The sequence below is a fragment of the Microbacterium caowuchunii genome (genome assembly GCF_008727755.1).
GTDB lineage: Bacteria > Actinomycetota > Actinomycetes > Actinomycetales > Microbacteriaceae > Microbacterium > Microbacterium caowuchunii.
This window is the reverse complement of record NZ_CP044231.1, coordinates 2,658,798-2,677,426: the sequence shown is the minus strand read 5'-3', so window position 1 is coordinate 2,677,426 and position 18,629 is coordinate 2,658,798. Positions and strand designations below refer to the sequence as shown.

17 protein-coding genes are annotated in these 18,629 nt (G+C 68.1%); 10 read left to right on the top strand and 7 right to left on the bottom strand.

What is annotated here, in order from left to right; all coding sequences use genetic code 11:
- Positions 1 to 158: 158 nt before the first annotated feature.
- Together F6J84_RS12690 and F6J84_RS12685 are read right to left on the bottom strand one after the other, a co-directional pair.
- The gene (locus F6J84_RS12690; RefSeq protein ID WP_150974196.1) at positions 159 to 1,109 is read right to left on the bottom strand and encodes a permease prefix domain 1-containing protein; all 951 of its coding nucleotides are present in this window, start codon (positions 1,107 to 1,109) and stop codon (positions 159 to 161) included.
- Positions 1,110 to 1,113: 4 nt separating this feature from the next.
- Positions 1,114 to 1,446 carry a PadR family transcriptional regulator gene (locus F6J84_RS12685; RefSeq protein ID WP_150974195.1) on the bottom strand — a complete coding sequence of 111 codons (333 nt, stop codon included), beginning with the start codon at positions 1,444 to 1,446 and terminating at the stop codon, positions 1,114 to 1,116.
- 132 nt (positions 1,447 to 1,578) lie between these two features.
- Here F6J84_RS12685 and F6J84_RS12680 point away from each other — a divergent pair, with 132 nt between their 5' ends.
- A complete protein-coding gene (locus F6J84_RS12680) occupies positions 1,579 to 1,803 on the top strand; it encodes a hypothetical protein (RefSeq protein ID WP_150974194.1) in 225 nt (74 codons plus the stop codon).
- A 128-nt stretch (positions 1,804 to 1,931) separates the two neighbouring features.
- The gene (locus tag F6J84_RS12675; RefSeq protein WP_150974193.1) at positions 1,932 to 2,732 is read left to right on the top strand and encodes an alpha/beta fold hydrolase; all 801 of its coding nucleotides are present in this window, start codon (positions 1,932 to 1,934) and stop codon (positions 2,730 to 2,732) included.
- Between the two features lie 2 nt (positions 2,733 to 2,734).
- Here the strand turns inward: F6J84_RS12675 and F6J84_RS12670 are convergent, their stop codons facing one another.
- The 4 genes from F6J84_RS12670 to F6J84_RS12655 form a co-directional block, all read right to left on the bottom strand.
- Positions 2,735 to 3,709 carry an epimerase gene (locus F6J84_RS12670; protein WP_150974192.1) on the bottom strand — a complete coding sequence of 325 codons (975 nt, stop codon included), beginning with the start codon at positions 3,707 to 3,709 and terminating at the stop codon, positions 2,735 to 2,737.
- 243 nt (positions 3,710 to 3,952) lie between these two features.
- Positions 3,953 to 4,705: a peptidase M23 gene (locus F6J84_RS12665; RefSeq protein WP_238702491.1), complete on the bottom strand. Its 753-nt coding sequence runs from the start codon at positions 4,703 to 4,705 to the stop codon at positions 3,953 to 3,955.
- 222 nt (positions 4,706 to 4,927) lie between these two features.
- Positions 4,928 to 5,149, bottom strand: coding sequence for a hypothetical protein (locus tag F6J84_RS12660; RefSeq protein WP_150974191.1), 222 nt, complete (start codon positions 5,147 to 5,149; stop codon positions 4,928 to 4,930).
- A 346-nt stretch (positions 5,150 to 5,495) separates the two neighbouring features.
- Positions 5,496 to 6,404: an HNH endonuclease signature motif containing protein gene (locus tag F6J84_RS12655; protein WP_150974190.1), complete on the bottom strand. Its 909-nt coding sequence runs from the start codon at positions 6,402 to 6,404 to the stop codon at positions 5,496 to 5,498.
- Between the two features lie 1,248 nt (positions 6,405 to 7,652).
- Between F6J84_RS12655 and folP the strand changes: the two genes are divergently transcribed.
- Positions 7,653 to 8,603, top strand: a complete 951-nt coding sequence (gene folP, locus F6J84_RS12650; RefSeq protein ID WP_238702490.1) for a dihydropteroate synthase — start codon at positions 7,653 to 7,655, stop codon at positions 8,601 to 8,603.
- A 1-nt stretch (position 8,604) separates the two neighbouring features.
- Entirely contained in the window at positions 8,605 to 9,351 is a 747-nt protein-coding gene (locus F6J84_RS12645; protein WP_150974189.1) for a pyrimidine reductase family protein, read from the top strand.
- A 5-nt stretch (positions 9,352 to 9,356) separates the two neighbouring features.
- Here F6J84_RS12645 and F6J84_RS12640 read toward each other — a convergent pair whose 3' ends face one another.
- Entirely contained in the window at positions 9,357 to 9,878 is a 522-nt protein-coding gene (locus tag F6J84_RS12640) for a flavin reductase family protein (RefSeq protein ID WP_150974188.1), read from the bottom strand.
- Positions 9,879 to 10,090: 212 nt separating this feature from the next.
- Between F6J84_RS12640 and F6J84_RS12635 the strand changes: the two genes are divergently transcribed.
- The 6 genes from F6J84_RS12635 to F6J84_RS12610 all read left to right on the top strand — a co-directional run bounded on the left by F6J84_RS12635 (position 10,091) and on the right by F6J84_RS12610 (position 18,553).
- Entirely contained in the window at positions 10,091 to 11,371 is a 1,281-nt protein-coding gene (locus F6J84_RS12635) for an acyl-CoA dehydrogenase family protein (protein WP_150974187.1), read from the top strand.
- A 149-nt stretch (positions 11,372 to 11,520) separates the two neighbouring features.
- Positions 11,521 to 12,705: an ABC transporter ATP-binding protein gene (locus tag F6J84_RS12630; RefSeq protein WP_150974186.1), complete on the top strand. Its 1,185-nt coding sequence runs from the start codon at positions 11,521 to 11,523 to the stop codon at positions 12,703 to 12,705.
- On the top strand, positions 12,702 to 14,468 hold the full coding sequence (locus F6J84_RS12625; RefSeq protein WP_150974185.1) for an ABC transporter permease: 1,767 nt from the start codon (positions 12,702 to 12,704) through the stop codon (positions 14,466 to 14,468). Before F6J84_RS12630 ends, F6J84_RS12625 begins: the two co-directional genes overlap by 4 nt.
- 16 nt (positions 14,469 to 14,484) lie before the next feature.
- Positions 14,485 to 15,579: an ABC transporter substrate-binding protein gene (locus F6J84_RS12620; RefSeq protein WP_191905673.1), complete on the top strand. Its 1,095-nt coding sequence runs from the start codon at positions 14,485 to 14,487 to the stop codon at positions 15,577 to 15,579.
- Positions 15,580 to 15,686: 107 nt separating this feature from the next.
- Positions 15,687 to 16,373 (top strand): helix-turn-helix domain-containing protein, encoded by a 687-nt coding sequence (locus F6J84_RS12615; protein ID WP_191905672.1) that lies wholly within the window; start codon positions 15,687 to 15,689, stop codon positions 16,371 to 16,373.
- 650 nt (positions 16,374 to 17,023) lie between these two features.
- The gene (locus tag F6J84_RS12610; protein ID WP_191905671.1) at positions 17,024 to 18,553 is read left to right on the top strand and encodes a SpaH/EbpB family LPXTG-anchored major pilin; all 1,530 of its coding nucleotides are present in this window, start codon (positions 17,024 to 17,026) and stop codon (positions 18,551 to 18,553) included.
- The last annotated feature ends 76 nt before the right edge of the window (positions 18,554 to 18,629 follow it).

The following is an 18,629-nucleotide window of genomic DNA, read 5'->3' as shown; positions in this document are numbered from 1 at the left end:
GATCGACTTCCCCGTTGAGCGGAGGAGGGACCGACCTCCCTCCCTGTTGGGCGGAGGAGATGACGCCGGCGGAGGATGCGGGTGCCGCATCCGGTCCTCCGCCGGGCGTATCCCCTCCGCCTGCGCGGGCTCGACTCCGCCCGCGCCGGCTCGCGGGGCTATCGGCGCCGGGCCTTGAGGAACCCGTCGATGATCGACCAGATCGCGACCCCGGCGATCACGAAGCCGGTGATCGTGTCCATGACCGAGGCCACCTCGCCCGCATACCCGTCGGTGATGAGGGTCGGCCAGAGGTCAGGGTTGATCAGGCGGTCCTGGGTGAGCAGCCAGATCGCGGCAACCGCCAGGAGTACCTGCATCAGCGCGTTCGCCGTCGCGGTGGGCACGGTCCATCCGCCCACGCGCAGGTTCACGATCGCGAGGACGGCCCCCGCGGCCATGACGACGAACAGCCCGGCGATCCACCACGGCCACAGATCCGGGTCGAGGATCGAGAGCCCCGGATAATGGCTCGGCGCGAAGCCGATCAATCGGTCCCAGATCACCGCCCCGGCGCCGAGCGCGAGCAGGACCAGTGACGCCACCGTGTCCGCGAATACGGTGCCCGACGGCTCGGGGAGCCGCTCCGGGGTCCACGGAGTCTGGGCCACGGCATCCTGGGCTCCGCTGTGTTCGAGGATGGCGAAGACGAGCGTCACCCAGAAGCCGAGGTGCACGATCACTCCGATCATCGCGACCACCGTCGACCCGATCACCTCGCCGATCGTCGCGCCTGCGAGCGTCTGCCCCAGTGCAACGCCGAATGCAGCCACCGGGACCACGATCCACATCAGCAGCTTCAGCAGCTTCCGCCACTCGAAGTAGACGGACGGCCCGATGAGCCACGTCGGGCTCTCCCGGTAGTCCGCGGCGAGCCGGTCGGGGTCGCCGAGCTCGGTGAGCACGGTTCGCTCCGCCACGTCCGCCGAGGCCCCCGTCTCCACGAGCGCGCCGATCTGATCGTCGATCGAGGCCCGGAGCTCGGCGGCGATGTCGTCGCGTTGCCTCGGCGCGATGGTGCGGGTCGCCGCTGCGACGTAGCGCTCGGTGAGGCTGCTCTTTCCGGTCATGTCATCACTCCTGCGGAAGGTTGTCGATCGCCGTCGCGATCGCGCGGAATTCGTCGGTGAGGGCGCTCGCGAGGGCCAGGCCCGCTGCGCTTGTGCGGTAGAACTTGCGCGGACGCGCCTCGTCGGTGTTCCACTCGCTGGTGAGATGCCCCTGCTTCTCGAGCCGGCGCAGCAGGGGATACAGGGTGTTCGCATCGGTGGGGAAGCCGTGTGCACCGAGCTGTTCGAGCAGGCCGTACCCGTACCCGGGTCGCACGAGCAGGCGCAGGCACGCCAGGACGATCGTGCCGCGCCGCAACTCCTGCAGGTGCGTGTCCAAAGCCTCAGTGTCGCTCATGTGTCACACGATAGTGTGTGACACACATCATCGTCCAGGGCACGGTCGCGGTTCGTCCGAAGCCCGTCGCCCGCGATTATTCACGGTGTGTCCGGGCTGCAGACCTCCGCGGCCCTGGACAGACTTGAGGGCATGGACGCCAGGATCTACCCCATTCGTCGCGAGCTCAGTCTCGTTTACGGAATCGTCGAAGAGACCAAGCGCACTCAGGACCCGGCGATGCTGGTGACGGCGATCGACGCCATGCAGGATGCCCTCTCACGCACCCTCGACCTGGTCGAGGAGCTCGAGGACGAGGCGCACCACCCGGGGCGGTACGTACGGCGGGGACGGATGCCGGCCGTGCAGCACATCTGAGTAGCCGACGGCTGTCCCGAGCTGAGGAGGTCCCGCCCGCTGGAGGACGAACCCGTGGCCAGGGTCCTCGTCTCGACGGGATGTCCTCGTCTCGCACCGGTTCTCCCTGCAGCGGGCATGATGGGGCGGTGACGTCTTCGCTTCCCGCTCTCACCGAGGTCCCCGATCCGCAGTTCGTCATCTCCGGCGGGAACGTCCGGATAGCGACGTACACGTGGGGCGACGAGGCCGATCCGACGGTCGTGCTCGTGCACGGATTCGCTTCGAGCACACGCGACAACTGGGTGAACACGGGCTGGGTGCGGGATCTGCTGCGGGCGGGATACCGCGTGCTCGCAATCGATCAGCGCGGTCACGGGCTGAGCGACAAGCCGCACGACGCGCGCGACTACGACGTGCGCCGGCTGGTGGCCGACGTCGAGGTGGTGCTGGACACCTACCTCGTCGACGAGGCGTCGTACGTCGGCTACTCGCTGGGGGCCCGGGTCGGCTGGGAGGTCACGAAGGACCTGCCGGACCGCATCCTGCGCACCGTGCTCGGCGGGGTGCCGGATGGCGTGCCGCTGAGCCGGCTCGACCTGGACCAGGCGCGCGCATTCGTGGAGCACGGCACGCCCGTCGAGGACCGGGTGACCCAGAATTACGTGTCGCTCATCGAACGGGTGCCGGGCAACGACCTGCGGGCGCTGCTGGCGATCGCCGAGGGGATGCGGTTCTCCTCCGCCGCGGACCCGGATCCGGCGACGGCGCCGGGGCAGCCGATCCTCTTCGCCACCGGGACCCTCGACGCCATCATCGAGGGGTCGCGAGCGCTCGCCGCAGCGTGCCCGCAGGGCCGGTTCGTGGAGATCCCCGGGCGCCACCACTTCAACGCGCCGGGCGCCCGAGCCTTCCGGGAGGCTGCCGTCGCGTTCCTCGGTGAGAGCTGAGCTCAGCGTCCGACGATGTCCCGCGTGGCGTCTGCCAGCTCGGGATGACGGAAGGCGAAGCCGGCGTCGGTGAGGGTGCCGGGCAGCACCCAGCGGCTCTTGAGGATCAGCTCGGGTTCGGTGCGGAGCACCCACATGGCCGGCTCCAGCATCCATCGGAACGCCGGGAGCCCGATCCTCCTGCCGACGGTGTCGCGGAGCGTGCGCATCAGGGTCCGATTGTCGGTGGGCCGGGGGCTCGCGATGTTCACGGGCCCGTCGATGTCGTCGCGGTCGCGGAGGAACCGGATGGCGTCGACCGCGTCCTGCAGGTGCACCCAGCTGAACTCCTGCCGTCCGCGGGTGCGGTGCCACGAGGAGCGCGCCGTGCCGCTCGGGGCGGGGCCGATGCCGCGGTAGCGGCGGTGCGGGAACCACCATCCGTCGATCTGCGGTCCGCCGAGGCCGAGGCGGGCGAGGGTCAGGAGCATGGCGGTCGCGGGGCCGTCCCCGAGTACGATCGCCATCCGCAGGGCGACGCGCCTCGTGCGCGGCAGGTCGCCGGCGAAGAACTCCTGCTCCCAGGTGCGTGCGACGTCGACCGAGAACCCCTCGCCGAGCTCGCCGTCCGCCTCGGTCTGCGGGCGGTCCATCGCGTGCCGGTAGATCGTGGCGGTGGAGGCGTTGAGCCAGACGGCGGGCGGCTCGGCTGCCGCGGCGACGGCCTGGCGGAGCGCGCGTGTCGTGTCGACGCGGGAGCGGAGGATCTCGTCGCGGTTGCGGTCGGTGTACCGGCAGTCGACGGACTTCCCGGCCATGTTCACCAGGACGGAAGATCCGTCGACGAGTGCGGCGATCGCCGCCGGGTCGGCCCAGGTGACCGCGCCGGTCCGTCCGATCGTGCCGACCTCGTAGCCGTCGGCGGTGAACGCGTCGACGACCGCGGTGCCGACGAAGCCGCTCGCTCCGGCGACGACGGCCCGTGGCTTCTCCGGCATCCGTTCTCCATCCCCCGTGGGCGGGTGCTGTCGCGAGCGAGCCTAGCGCCGCGGGCGGAGTGGGCACGCGCGGCGTCGCCACGCTCGTGACGGCGTCAGCGACGCTCGTGACGGGGGCGCCAGCGGGTCAGGCGGAGACGAGGGTGAGGGCTCGCATGATGGCGCCCTCTTCGAGCTCTTGTGGGCGCCCGCTGACCCAGAGGCTGCTCATGTCGGGGTAACGGGCGGGACGACCGTCAGGCTTCAGCGATCCGAGGTGGGCGCGAGGCCGGTGTCGGTGCCGGAGAGGTCTTCCACGATGCGGACGGCGGCGGGCCAGTACCGGGTGTAGTGGTCGGGGTCGGCGTTGATCTGGGTGCGGTGCGCCACCTCCGTGGGGGCGAGGGTCTCGCGTTCCGCGGCGGGGATCTTGATCATGCGCTGGTAGAAGAGCGTGGCGGCGGTGTACGGGTCGAGGCGTTGTTCGCGGGTGCCCCACCAGTCCTGCTGCTGGAACAGTCCGATGGATGAGGTGGGGGAGCCGTCGGGGTTGGTGACGCCGTTGGTCTCCCAGTCGCCGTAGTCGATGTTCCGCAGGGACGATTCGCCCATGGCGGTCATGACGGCGATGGCCTGATCGCGGGGTGGGAGCAGCAGGTCGCGGCCGGCGCGCATGATGACGGCGGCGTTCGCGAGCTGCTCGGTGTCGTAGGCGGCGGCCGGGGGAAGCGCGGGGGCTTCGTCGCTGATGTCCCACGTGCGTTCGTCGTCGAAGGCGCGGACGGCCGAACCGAGCAGCAGGGCGACGCCGACCACGAGGACGAGGGTGATCGCCGACACGGTGCTGATGGCGGTGATCAGCGCGATGCGGATGCGGCGGGCGCGGGCTTCGCGGGCGCGGCGCTCGGCGGCGGTCGGCCGGCGGCGCGGCGGCGACGGCTTGGCCGCCTTGCGCGCCGCCGCGGCGGGTGGCGTACGGCGGCGCGTAGAAGGTGGGGGTGAAGCCGTGCGCGCCATGACCGGCATTGTGTCACGCAGGACTGCGAGGGACGCCCGGACGGGTCAGATGAGGCGGAGTGCTCCTGCTGCACGGTGTCTTCTCGTTCCGCGCCGGCGGGCAGTCGAGTGGAGGGGCGGGTCAGTGGGAGCCGCCGGCGCCGCCCCTCGTCCAGCCACCACACGGACGCGGATGGCGTTCATGAGCACGAGAACGAGGAAGACCGCGGCGAACAGCGGCGACTATCGGGTGCCGTCGGAGAAGCCGTCCACGAGCGCGTCGACGACCGGCGTCGTCCGATCGCCGAAGTCGCTCTCCATCCGCGAGTTGCCGGATCTTCCAGGGCGGGAGTGCGTGGTGGCGCGGGTGATGAGCGCATCGGGGTCGGCGAGGTCGAGCGGGATGATGATGCGGGATGGCCCCTGTGTGGACCGGCTGGCGAGGGCTGCGCGCGTGTCCCGCATGGCGGGAATCACGAGGTGAGGAGGATCAGCCGAGAAGAGGGCGCGACGGCGCAGCATGCCCGCCTTTCGGCGGATCCTCCTCGTGTCGTCGGGGCGGTGGTCGTCGGCGCTCGGCCGTGACCCGAGGGTCGTGTGCGTAGCCTGCGCACCGTACGCGGTCGCCTCCGGGCAGTCAGCACCAAGCCCGTTGGCCCCCGTGCTGTCCAGGCAGAGTTCCGCGTCCGTGCTGACGCCGTGCGCGCCGGATCCGCCATCTCGGTTCCCGGGGCTCTATGGCCACTGTGTCGGGAACGAAGGCATCCAGATGAGAATCGGGCGCCGGACGAGCCCGCGCCCGCGCCCGTGCTCAGAACGGCGGTGGGTCACCGTCGGGCACGAAGGTGACCGGTGGTCGTCCGGTCAAGGATGCCGCTGTCGCGCCCGGGATGGCGGCGCCCGGGGGATGGTCGGTGTAGGTGTGGCCGACCGGGGAGGTCCATTCCAGGACTCCGTCCGCCAGCTGCCGGACCTTCCAGGGTGTGGCGTGTTTCAGGGAGTGGTGTCCGCGGCAGAGGTGCTCGAGGTTGCACGCTTCGGTCGCACCACCGTAGGCGTAGTCGTGCGTGTGGTCCACGTCGCAGCGGATCGCCGGCATCCGGCATCCGGGGAACCGGCACCGGTGGTCCCGCGCTCGCAGGAACCGTCGGAGGTCGGTGGTCGGTTGATAGCGGTCCGTGGTGAGGACCGCGCCGGTGATGGGATGGGTGAGGATGCGGTCGAGTCCGGGGCAGCCGCCGGCGAGGCGCCGGGCGGTGGCTGCGTCGATCGGTCCGGCTCCGGCCAGATCCGCGGTCTCTTCTCCCCGCCCGAGGAGGGTGAGCACGGGAACGGTGACCTGCACGACCGCGCGGATGGCGCCCAGTTCGCCGGGACCGTCACCCGTGACGTCGGGGTCGGTGTCGGGAGTGCCGGTCAGGAGCATGTCGGCGAGCAGGTCCGCCCGGATCTGATCGGACGTGCGCTCATCGGACGCGATGACCTCCGCGGGGGACAGCTCTCGTTCCGCACCCGGGTCGTCCGGCGTCGGCCCGTCGCAGCCGGAGTCGACGACGTCGAGCAGACCGTCCTTCAGCGGGACCGCGGCCTTCGCGCGTTCCCGGATGTCGCGCACGGCTTTCGCCTGGCGGGTGAGCCGGTCATGGATGGCGTGGGCGAGTGTGACCGGGAGCGTGGCGATGAGTTCCGCCATCCCGTCCCCGAGCGGGATGACCTGCACCCGGCGACTCTGCCGGGCGTGCTGGTGGCGCTCGGTGTGGTGCGCGGCTGGAGGTTCTCGGCGAGTCGCTCGAGCACCGCGCGGGCGCGGTTAGGGGAGTCCGATTCGCAGCGCACCGCCGCGGTCTGATCGAACAGCGCTCGTGCCTCCGGGTCGAGCGGGGTTCCGCAATCGCGGACCACGTCGAGGTGCCTACGCAGGATGCGGCCCTGTTCGAATGCGGCGAACGTGGCCGGGTAGTCGTCGACGAACGTCATGGCCCGATCGATCTGCGCCCGCACCGCCCGATCCGAGTCGTTGGCGGCGGTCGCGAGCTCTGCGGCGATGGAGCGCAGAGCCATCTCGCGCGCCTTCGCGGACCGCGCCCGCGCTTGCCGGAGCGCCAGTCTTCCGGCCTCGGCGAGCAGCCGGATCTCGGCAGCTTCGGCTGCGTTCCGGTTCGCTCGCAGCCCGTGCGACCTGGACACGAGCCCCGCCATCGCAGCGGCGTCGACATCGCTGGTGCCGAAGGGGAGCGTCGTTGTCATGTTCCCATTCTGACGAGGGCCTCCGACATCAAGACCCCCAGATCAGGGGCTGAATAAAAGTGGTGGATAAGTCGCGAAACGGCTGCCTGTGGAGGAGAGGATGCGCGACTTATTCTGCTGATTCACTGACTTCGACCTGTGCTCCGCAGTCCTTCCGTCATAGCGACATTGAGGGAAAGGCCCCGGGGCGGTCATGTCTGGGGCAAATCTGCGTCGCCGTGGAATTTCGCCCTGTATTTGTTTCGCGCACGATGCGGATCAGATCAATTCGCTGGTGACATATCGTGCTGGTCGATAGCGTGGAGGTGACGAGGACGTCTGCGAGGGGGATCTGTGATGGTGAGTGCGAGCACCTTGCTCCGGGCGTCGGGAACGCGCTGTCCGCTGGTGGTGCGGACGACGCCTTCGTCTGGCCGGGATCGGCGGTCTCGACGTCGCGACCGTTCTGCCCCGGGCCGGAGCCAGCGTCTTCATGACGCGGTGTGAGGCCCGAGGCGTGTTGGTGGGCGGCGCGTCCAGCCTGGTGATCGCCCGTCCCGCGATGGCAGGCGTGCGCTTCGGGGTGCGACCTGACTAACGCGATCAGCGGGAACGACGAGCCGGCCGAGATGCACACGCCGACTCTGGGACTAGCCGGTCGCACGGTCTCCCATCGCGCGCGGGCTTCCGGTCCGCATGACGACGAGGTGGCGCTCCCGAAGCTCCTGACGAAAGGAAGAGAATGACCAACTCGGAGTATTCGACGCCGGTGGCCCTAGCGAGCGCAACGCCGCGCTTCACTATGGAGATCCCGTTCTTCCACGATGATGTGTGGCGGATCGGGAACAAGGCATTCGACTTCCGTCGTCAGGTGGCCGTCATGGCCATCGTGAACCGGACTCCGGACTCGTTCCACGATCAGGGTGCCAATTTCGCGCTGCATCGGGCGATCGAAACGTCGTTGCGGGCCGTGGAAGACGGCGCGGATTGGGTCGACGTTGGCGGGGTTCCCTTCGGACGGGGCCCGGAAGTTTCCGTGGACGAAGAAATCGAGCGGGTTCTTCCGGTCATCGAGGCCGTGGTGTCGCAATCGGATGTGGTTGTATCCGTTGATACGAACCGTGCCGTCGTGGCAGCTGAAGCGATCCGCGCGGGTGCCGCGGTCATCAATGACACCAGCGGGTTCTGGGATCCGGAGATGCCGGGCGTGATCGCGCGGGGCGGTGCCGCGGTCATCCTGACCCACAGCCTTCATCCGCCGAGGTCAGAGCCCGTTCGGCCTCGGTACGACGATGTCGTGGATGCGGTCCGTGAACGGCTGTTCGCGCTGATCGGCGTAGCCCGCGATGCGGGTATCTCGCCGGATCGTCTCGTCATCGACCCCGGCCACGACCTGAACAAGAACACTCTTCACTCGTTGGAGTTGACCCGCCGTCTGCCTGAGCTGGTCGATCTGGGATATCCCCTTCTCGTCGCCCTCTCCAACAAGGACTTCATCGGGGAGACCCTCGACAGGGAGCGAGGTCAACGTCTCATCGGATCGATCGCGGCAGCGGTGGCGTGCGTCCTGGCGGGGGCCCGCATCGTTCGCGCCCACGACGTAGCCGCGACGGTCGATGCCGTGCGGATGACGGAATCGATGCTGGGCCTGCGTCCCCCTGTTCGGGTGTGGCACAACAACGGGCAGAACTGACATGGTGGTGCGACGGGCCGACGAACGGGACTCACCGCCTCTCGACCTCTCCGGGATCGCCGCGCTTCATGCGCCGCCAGCGGGGCGGCGCTCTCCGTGGATCCGCGCCAACTTCGTTGTCTCCGCGGACGGAGCCGCAGTCGGGCCGGACGGGCGCAGCGGGTCGCTCTCGTCGGAATCGGACCGCCTGGTATTCCGGGCGCTGCGCTGTCGCGCCGATGCGGTCCTCGTCGGCGCTGGAACGGTGCGTGCTGAGGGGTACGAAGGGCCCCTCGTCGACGATGAGCAGGTGAAGTGGCGGGTCGCGCACGGTTTGCGCGAACAGCCGGTCCTGGTCATCGTGTCCGGACGTTTGGAGCTCGATCCGGCGATGCTCGCCTCCTCGCCGGTTCGTCCCATTGTGGTCACTTCGATGCGACCGTCTGAGGCGGAGGTTCGGGCGATGGAGAAGGTTGCTCAGGTCGAGAGATGCGGGGGCGATCGGGTGGACCCGGCCCACTTGCGGGATGTGCTGGTGGGGCTGGGCTTCTATGAGGTCTCGTGTGAAGGCGGCCCGACATTCTTCGGCGGCATGTCCGCCGCAGCGGAAATCGACGAGCTCTGTCTTACCGTCTCGCCGGTCCTCTGCGGTGGGCTGGGTTCACGCATGTCGGTGGGGGACGCGTCCGCACTTCCGTTGATGCTCGGGCACATCTTGGTCGGGGACGGGGGCGACCTGCATCTCCGGTATCTCCGAGCGGAAAGCTGAGTGGATCAGGCGAGGTTGCCGTACCTCCCGCTGAAGAACACCAGCGGGGATCCGTCCCCGGCCGGCGAGCAGGCGCGTACTCTTGCGATGACCATTTCATGGTCTCCGGCATCGGCTACCGTCTCGACGGTCGCATCGAACCAGCTCAGTGAATCCTCCAGGACCGGGTGTCCGGATGGGGACGATGTCCAAGTCGAGGTGGCGAACCGGTCGATGCCGCGCTGCGTGAACCGGCGAGCGACGGGCTCATGATGGAGCTGCAGCACTGAGACGGCGAAACCGCCGATCTCGCGGATGTCGAGCCACGACGCGCTGGTGAGCATCGCGCAGAACGAGATCAGCGGCGGGTCTAGAGAGACCGAGGCGAACGAGTTGACCGCGAGCCCGACCGGGCCGCGTGACGTCGTCGCCGCCACGATGGCCACGCCCGTCGGGTACCGACCGAGAGCGTCGCGGAACGCCCTCGAATCGCGGTGCGCGTCGATAGCGAGCGGCTGCGCCGCGGAGGTGTCGGTGATCGTGCTCATAACGTTCCTCGTTTCGGTGCCGGTCTTTGCTGGTGGCGAGGACGTTACCCCTGTATCAATAAGTGCACAACAGGTATCAAATATGTACTCATATTTGTCTCTTGACGTAGTGAGTGCGACGCGGTCAAACTGAACCGATAGTACGAAAAGTATTCTTCGGGTCTCATAATGAGACTCCTCTCGATCCGGAATGCCCCTCGAAAGGAACGCGGATGAGCATCACCGTTGATACGCCGCAGGGCCCGCCTGTGCCGGGCGTGGACCGGCCCACCCTGTTGGAAGCCGCGCGCGAAATGGAGCCGATGCTTCGCGCGGCGGAGGAAACGATCGAGACCGAGCGCCGTGTTCCGGCGGAGATCACCGACGCCCTCTACGAGAACGGCATCTACCGAGCCTTCCTGCCGTATGAGCTGGGCGGTATCGAGTCACACCCCCTCGAGTGGCTCGACGCGGTCGAAGAGCTCTCTCGGGTCAACGGGTCGGTGGGGTGGCTGTGCATGCTCCACTCAGGAACCACGTTTCTCGCGCCGGATGTGATGCGCAACCTGCTGGAGCAGGATCGGTGGATCACAGCCTCGAACGTGGGGCGAGCCGGTGGGAAGGCCGTGAGGGTTCCTGGGGGATACCGAATCAGCGGCCGCTGGCCGTTCACCAGCGGATCTCCCGAGGCGAACTGGCTGTCCGGCCGGTCCGTCCTGTATGACGAGAACGACGAGCCCGTCATCCACCCCCACGACGGACTCCCGTGGTTCGTCGTCGCGTTCTTCCCGGCATCCGAGGCGACCCTGCACGACACCTGGGATGGTCACGGGCTGAGGGGGACCGGCAGCGGTGACTTCGAGGTGAACGATTTGTTCGTCCCCTCTGAGATGGTGAACGAGGCGGGGATCTGGGAACGCGAGTACGACCGGCCGCTGTATCGCTACTGGTTCAATGTGACGGCGCACGGCGCGCACGCCCTTGGGCTGGCGAAGGGGGCCATAGAAGAGTTCGTCGGCCTCGTCCAGACGTCAGCGAAGCGCGGTTCGTATCGCCAGGCCCGCCTGGGCAAGGAAGCGATGCACCAGTACGCACTGGGCAAGGCGGACACGATGGTGCGTGCGGCTCGTGCCCATCTCTGGGACCTGGTCGGCAAGGCATACGAATCGGCGGAAGAGCAGTGGCCGATCGACTACGAACTCCGAGTTCAATTGCACGCAGCCAATATCAACGCAGTGCACACGGCACGCGCTGCCATCGACATGATCTTTCAGCAGGCGGGTGCGCCGGCGGTATTCCGGGGTCGGCGGCTCGAGCGCATCCACCGCGACATCCTCACGGCGGCGAACCACGCGCTGATGGCGGAGTCGTCGTTCGACCGGGTCGGGCAGTACATCATGTCCAAGGACAGTCCGAACGGACCGGAGATTGAGATTCGGGAGATCGGGTATGTGCCCGGGCCGCACCCTCAGCACGACCGCAAGGCGGGCTCGGGTTCGGAGCGTTCCTTCTGAGGGTCGGGCGTGGTGCGGCGTCCTATCGGCGCATCCGCCCCGTCACCCTCGGTCACCCTCCAGCTTTCGACGAGCATCCCGTGGTGCTCTCGGGGTGACCTCATAGCAAGACGTCCTCGAAGACGAGGGCGGTAAGACAACCGCAAACGATGGAGTTTCCCTTGTCTTCAGTAAGCGTGCGCAACCTAGAGAAGCGGTTCGGCGATTATCACGCGATCCGCGGCGCAGATCTGTCGGCCGCCGACGGTGAATTCGTGACCCTTCTCGGCGAGAGCGGTTGCGGTAAGACCACGACGCTTCGATGTCTCGCAGGTCTGGAAACGCCGTCGTCCGGTCGGATCAGCATCGGTGACCACCTCGTGTACGACAGTGCAGAGCGCATTGACGTACAACCCGAGCGCCGGCGCACGGGCATGGTGTTCCAGAGCTACGCGCTCTGGCCCCATCTGACTGTGCTGGAGACGATCTTGTACCCGTTGCGGCGGCGAAAGGTGGCCAAGCCTGAAGCGCTGCGGCGCGCGCAGGAGATCCTCCAGACGGTCGGACTGGACCACCTCGCGACGCGGCCGGCGACGTCGCTGTCCGGGGGGCAGCAGCAACGCGTGGCGCTCGCCCGTGCCCTCGTCAGCCGCCCCGAACTCATCCTGTACGACGAGCCGCTCTCCAACCTCGATCCCTCGTTGCGCCGGCAGGTGCGCGACGAGATCCTGCGCATGCACCGGGACAACGGCACCACCTCGATCTACGTGACGCACGACCTCGAGGAGGCGATGCACCTCTCGGATCGGATCATCGTGATGCAGTCGGGGCTGCTGGAGCAGACCGGCACACCGGCGGAGATCTTCGCGAAACCGACGAACGAGTTCGTCGCGAAATTCGTGGGCTTCGAGAACCTGCTCAAGGGTTCGGTGAGCGCATCGTACGCCGACGCGATCACCGTGCACCTGGACGAGGCCGGCGTGGATGTCAGCCTCCCGAAGGAAACGCTGACCGGAGCGGCCGGACCCGGCGAGGAGGTCGTCCTCGCCTTCCGCTCCGCGAACGCGGAGATCGTCTCGGGCGAGGCTCCCCGCGGGACGGGGCTGCGGCTTCCGGGCACGGTCGAGCGGGTGGACTTCCTCGGTTCACGGAACGAGTTCCGGATCCTGACGGGGACGGCGACTCTCCGCGTGGCTGAATCGGAGCGCGACTATCGCCGGCAGAGCCTGCGGCGTGAGGCGGGGGCGGACGTGTGGCTGCACGTCGATGCAGAGCTGTGCTCGGTGATCCCCACCGGTCGGGGGTCCGACGGTGCCGTCGCGCCGGCGCCCGAGATGGTCGAGGTGGCAGTGTGAGGCGGCTGCCCGCCGAGTGGCGCGGGGAGCGCCTGTTCGGCAAGGTGCTCCTGGGCGTGGCGCTGGTCATCCTGTTCGTCCTCTTCCTGTGGCCGCCCATCATGATGGCGATGGCCGCGTTCCGCGTCGGCAACCTCGCCGGACAGGGCGCCTGGAGCATCACTCCGTTCCTGGAGACGCTCGGCAAGGAGAGCACCTGGCGGGTATCGCTGAACTCGGTGATCCTCTCTGCGGCCTCCAGCCTCGGAGCACTGGCGATCGGCACGTTCCTCGCCTGGGTGGCGGTGCGCACGACCACCCCGCTGCGGCGCTGGATGACACCGGTGATGGCGGTGATCCTGGTGATCCCGTCGCTCTTCTACGGCCTCGGGTGGTATCTGGTCGTCAACGGCAACGCGGCGCCGGTCAACATCTTCCTGCGCGAGGTGTTCGGCATCACCGGATCCCCGCTCGGGTCGGGGTGGCCCACGATGCTGTTCGTCGTCATCGGCTTCGTCGTGCCCGTCGGCTACCTGTTCATGGTGGGGCCGATGGCGCGGATGGATGCGGCCCTGGACGACGCGGCGCGGATGAACGGCGCCAGCCGGGGGAGTGCGTTCTTCACCGTGACCCTGCCGCTGCTGCGTCCCACGATGTTCGGCGTCTTCGTCCTGATGACGTCGTACGGGTTCAGCGCCTTCGAGCTCCCGCTCCTGTTCGGGATCCAGTCGGACATCAACGTCTTCTCGACCGCGGTGTACACGACGCTGACGGCGCAGGAGTCCGTGCCCAACTATGCCGGAGCCAGCACTCTCTCCCTGATCCTCATGGCGCTCGTGCTGGCACTGGTGCTGTTGCGGTCGCGGGTACTGGGCGGCCGGAAGTTCTCGACCATCACCGGAAAGGGGTTCCGGCCCGACCCGAAGAGCTATGGGCGAATCCAGTGGTTGTTCCTGGCGGTCTTCCTCGCTGTCGTGTGCTGGGCGGGTGTGATCCCGCTGGTCCAGATGATCCTCGGTTCGTTCCAGCCGATGTTCGGTATGACGCTGGGATTCACCACCGCGCACTACGACAAGCTGCTCTCGAACCCTCGGACCGGTTCCCTCATCGCCTTCACGCTCGCGCTCGCGGCCGTGGGCGGGTTCATCGCGGCGGCGGTCGCCCTCATCATGAGTCACCTCTCCGCTCAGTCCGGGCGGTTCCTGCGCTCGGCCACCGCCGCGGTGAGCTGGGCACCGGTGGCCATCCCCGGAGTGCTCGTGGGGCTCGCCCTCATCACGGCCTACCTGCCCATCCCGGGGCTCCGGAACCTGATCGGCACCCCGGTGATGCTGCTGTTCGGCTTCATCGTGGTGGTCACCCCGGTCGCCACACGCGCCATCGAGGGCGGTGTCCTGCAGATCGCGAATGAGCTGCAGGAGTCGGCCCGGATCTCCGGCGCCTCGAAGATCGTCACCTTCTTCACCGTCGTGGTCCCGCTCGTCCTCCCGAGTTTCCTGGCCGGGTGGTTCATCGCCGGAGTCGGTATCGCCGGCAATCTCAGTCTTCCCGTACTGCTGTCCTCGCCCAGCATGCAGACGGTCGCCGTGCAGGCGTACGACTCCTACCGGCAGGGTTACGCGCCGGAGGCGGCCGCCATATTCCTACTGCTCATGCTCACGGTCGTCGTGGTCGGCGCCGTGGCCTGGGCGGTGCTAGCGGGAGGGGCTCGTGTGCTCAACAGGCTCCGACTCACCCGCATCGAAAGAGCAACCCTATCGAAAGGAAGTGTCGTGCATGTCTAGGAGCCAACGGTGGCTGATGGCAGCTGCGCTCGTTGTTCCCATGGCCCTGCTGGGGAGTTGCGCGGGGTCGGCAGACCCCACGCAACCCGGCGCGGCGGCCGAAGAAGGAGGCTACGGCGGTGCGCTCGGTTCGGACGCGGAGGAAGCAGAGTTCGCAGAGCTCTACGCCGCCGCGATGGATGCGGGCGAGAATCAGGTGATCGCCTATGGTCCCCCGCCCGCTCGAGCCCTCATCGACGCGTTCCAGGAACGCTTCCCGGGGATCGAGATCACGTACCAGCAGCTGCAGACCGCTGAGCGCATCGCCAAGCTCGAGCAGGAGAAGCAGACCGGCAACTATGTGGCCGATGTCGCGTCGGACGGCCGCACCCCGATCGTCGCGATGGCGCTCGACAAATGGTGCCAGCAGATGGATCCGATCATGGACATCCCGGCGGAGTGGGTCGGTCCCGAATCCCGCGCGTTCTTCCCCTACGTCTCCGTTTTCGGGCTCGTCGTGAACACGGACATGATCGATCCCGAGGACGCCCCGAAGAGCTGGCAGGAGCTGGTGTCCCCGGAGTGGGAGGGGAAGGTCGTCATGGTGAGCCCCGCGGGCGGTGGCGCCGCCGCCTTCACCTTCGCGATGATGATGACCCCTGAAGAGAATGCCGAGAAGTACGCGGGTATCCGCGAGGGGATCAAACAGAACGTCACCCTTGTCGCCAAGGACGCGCTCGTCCTGCAGGAAGTCGCGCAGGGCACCTATCCCATCGGGGCTCTGGCGTACTACCCGTACTTCATGGAGACGGTCGCGCAAGGCGCTCCCATCGAGTTCGTCTTCCCGTTCGCCGAGGGCGGCGGGAACATGTGGACGAAGAGCGGGAACTGTCTCATCGAGAACGCACCGCATCCGAACGCCGGAAAGCTGTGGATCAACTGGCTCACGAGCGTCGAAGGCCAGGAGACGCTCGCTGAGGCAGGGTGGTATCCCACGATGCCCGGGATGGCCGGCCCTGGCGGCCTTCCCGCGCTCGAGGAGATCGACAAGATCAAGACGCTTTCGGACGAAGAGGCGATCACGGGTTACGGCCCCTACGTTCAGGAGGTCATCACGTTCTTCGGCGGATGACGCGAGCGGTCAATCCCTCGGTGCGGCGCACACGTGCCGCACCGAGGGCCATTCTCTGATGGCATGATCAGACTGCTCTGTTCCGAACCTGCGACGAAAGTAGATACTTGCCTGACACTGAAGCAGGTCAACCGTTCTCCACGACGGTTGCCCGGGCGGGGGAGGTCCTTCACCTCCTGGCCGAGAGCCCGGCGGGAATCGGAATCACCGATCTGACGCGCCGGCTCAACACGCAGCGCGCTCCCCTCTATCGGATCCTCGAGGCGCTGATCCGCCACCGTCTGGTGAGCCGAGATGACCAGAAGCGGTACCGGCTGGGGGTGGGCACGATTCAGCTCGCCCGCGCGTACTCCGCGCAGTTCCCGGCGGGGATGGAGCAGATGCTGCGCGACCTGGCGAATGAGGCGGAGATCACCGCGACGCTCGTCTCGGCGGACGGCGACGTCCTCACCACCGTCGTCTCCGTCACGCCGAGCACCAACGCCGAGCACGTCTTCACGCCGCCCGGTTTCCGGCACCCGATGGGTCCACTGGCGACGAGGATCGCGATCGAGGCGTCACGGCCCCCGGCGGAGGGCGACTCGGAGGCGGTGCGTGACGCGCGGAAGAAGGGCTATGCGGTGGCCCAGGGGACGGTGGCGCCCGTCCGGTTCGCCGTCGCGGCGGCGGTCCCGTCGGCGTCCGCCACCGGATCGACTCTGGCGGTCGCCCTCGTGTCGCTCGAGGACTTCGACGCGGACGCCATCGCGCCGAGCGTGGTGCGGACCGCGCAGCTGCTGTCGATGACGATGTGACGATGCGGTGTCGCCTCTGGCACCCGGCGACGCGCGGATGCTGGTGAGCGAGTCCACCCGCAGGCCGGAGGCGACGCCCGCGGGCGTCTCCCGGGCGAGCGTCTCGGCCCCCTAGTTCATCGCTCCGGCGAAGCCCTCTCGTCGAATCGGCTCAACCAGCCCCGGTAGACAGGCCCACTCGTCCGAGATCATGTCGTGCCCGACGCTCGGAGCGAGGCAGCAGACGGTGTGCCCGGGGGCGGCGAAGTCCGCGAATCGCCGCGGCCGGGCGCGGGGATCCGGCCGACGTTGTCGGCGGTGATCCTGGCGAGATGTCTGGCGGCACGCGCAGTGGCTCTCTCGTGATCGGTCTTGCCGCGTCCTCTGCGCCGCGACCGTGTGGGAACGGAGAGGTCATGGTGGGCACGCCCGCGGCCCCCGCCGGCGCGACCTTCGGCGCGAGATTCCCGGGTCATTCCGGCTGTGCTGGTGCGCCATCCATGGTGCAGAACCGGGTGTAGATGATTCGTCGGCTCCGGAGCGAGGCCCTTTGAATGACCTCACTACCGGCGCGCACATACCCGACACAGCGATCCCGCTCCCTGATGTGCCGCTGGATTCACTACCGCTGGGGTGCGCACCGCATCCACCCGAATGGAGCATCACTCACGATGAAAAAACACACATCCTCGCGCGTCCTCGCCGCGCTCGGCGTGGTCGCGCTCAGCACGCTCGCCATCGCCGGTGGTTCGTCCGCGGCGTTCGCCGCCCCGGCCGAGTACGGCAACATCGACTTCACGGAGACCGGCTCGCTCACGGTGCACAAGTACCTGCACCAGGCCGCCCCCGGCGCCATCGGCGACATCAGTGAAGCCCCCGAGCCCGGAACCTTCACCCACCCGGTCGAGGACGTCATCTTCACGGTCTACCCGCTCACGCAGAGCGGCGGCGCGGCGCTCGATATGACCGCACCGGCGACCTGGGAGGGGCTCCGGGCGATCCAGCCGAACTCCGCGTGTGCCGCGCCCTCCGGGTACAGCCTGGGCACCGGCATCCCGATGCCCGCCACCGGCGCGGACGGCGTCTCGACCACGAGCCTCCCGATCGGCTTCTACCAGGTGTGCGAGACCTCGGCCCCGGAGCGCATCACCGAGATGTCGCAGCCGTTCATCCTGGCGGTGCCGATGCCGCACGAGGGTGGCTGGGTGTACGACGTGCACGCCTACCCGAAGAACGGCGAGACCGGCGCTCCCGTCAAGACCGTGAGCACCCTGGACCGCACCAACGGACTGGGTTCGATCCAGAACTTCCCCGTGACGCAGCAGATTCCGCGCAAGGTCGGCGACTGGACCCAGTTCGCCATCTCGGACGCGTTCGACGCGCGGCTGAAGCCGGTCGACACCGGCGTGCTGTCGGTGGAGCTCGATGGAACGGCGCTCGACACCACGTACTACACCGTGTCGGCTGCCATCGTCTCCGGCAAGACCAAGGTCACCGTCGCCTTCACTCCCGCAGGCCTCGAATGGCTCAACGCGGAACCGCGGAACGTCCAGGCCGGCAAGACGATCGAGATCGTCTTCACCACGAAGGTCGTCTCCCTCGGAGCGGATGGCGTGATCCACAACACGGCGGAGTTCTCCGGTGACGAGACGGTGGAGTCGAATGAGGTCACCGTCAACTGGGGCAGCGTCGAACTGCTGAAGCGCGCGGCCGGTACGACCGGTACGACCGGGCTCCTGGAGGGCGCCAGGTTCGAGGTCTACAACGCCGTGACGCCGTACGCGGCGGACTGCACGGCGGCCGTAGCGGATGTCGCAACAGGGCCCATCACGGTGGGCACCGCGTCGACGTTCACGTCGAACGCGTCCGGTGTGGTCGCCATCCCGGGTCTGTTCGTCAGCGACTCCGTGAACCCCTCGGTGGACGCGGTCGAGCGCTGCTACGTGGTGAAGGAGATCGCGGCCCCCACCGGTTACCTGCTTCCGACCGGCGCCGCCGCCTTCACCGGTGTCACCGTCACCGCCGGGGCGACACCTGCTGTCCTCAACCTGGACCTCGTCAACACCCCGGTCGATGGCCCTGACCTTCCGCTCACCGGTGCCAACGGCCAGCTCATCCTGCTCTACGCCGGTGGCGCTGCCGCTGCGATCGCCGTCGGCCTCGTGCTGGTGAACCGCCGCCGCGCCCGGGCGAACAGCTAGCACCATCCGCACACCGTGGGGGCGCATCTCCGAATGCGTCCCCACGGTATGCACCCTTTGTCACAGATCATGCGAA

Coding starts and splice junctions, on each gene's coding strand:
- F6J84_RS12635 (WP_150974187.1), top strand. CDS start 10,091: ATGAGCATCACCGTTGATACGCCGCAGGGCCCGCCTGTGCCGGGCGTG.
- F6J84_RS12630 (WP_150974186.1), top strand. CDS start 11,521: ATGGAGTTTCCCTTGTCTTCAGTAAGCGTGCGCAACCTAGAGAAGCGG.
- F6J84_RS12660 (WP_150974191.1), bottom strand. CDS start 5,149: ATGCGGGACACGCGCGCAGCCCTCGCCAGCCGGTCCACACAGGGGCCA.
- F6J84_RS12645 (WP_150974189.1), top strand. CDS start 8,605: ATGGTGGTGCGACGGGCCGACGAACGGGACTCACCGCCTCTCGACCTC.
- F6J84_RS12610 (WP_191905671.1), top strand. CDS start 17,024: ATGAAAAAACACACATCCTCGCGCGTCCTCGCCGCGCTCGGCGTGGTC.
- F6J84_RS12640 (WP_150974188.1), bottom strand. CDS start 9,878: ATGAGCACGATCACCGACACCTCCGCGGCGCAGCCGCTCGCTATCGAC.
- F6J84_RS12620 (WP_191905673.1), top strand. CDS start 14,485: ATGGCAGCTGCGCTCGTTGTTCCCATGGCCCTGCTGGGGAGTTGCGCG.
- F6J84_RS12690 (WP_150974196.1), bottom strand. CDS start 1,109: ATGACCGGAAAGAGCAGCCTCACCGAGCGCTACGTCGCAGCGGCGACC.
- F6J84_RS12680 (WP_150974194.1), top strand. CDS start 1,579: ATGGACGCCAGGATCTACCCCATTCGTCGCGAGCTCAGTCTCGTTTAC.
- folP (WP_238702490.1), top strand. CDS start 7,653: ATGACCAACTCGGAGTATTCGACGCCGGTGGCCCTAGCGAGCGCAACG.
- F6J84_RS12670 (WP_150974192.1), bottom strand. CDS start 3,709: ATGCCGGAGAAGCCACGGGCCGTCGTCGCCGGAGCGAGCGGCTTCGTC.
- F6J84_RS12685 (WP_150974195.1), bottom strand. CDS start 1,446: ATGAGCGACACTGAGGCTTTGGACACGCACCTGCAGGAGTTGCGGCGC.
- F6J84_RS12665 (WP_238702491.1), bottom strand. CDS start 4,705: ATGGCGCGCACGGCTTCACCCCCACCTTCTACGCGCCGCCGTACGCCA.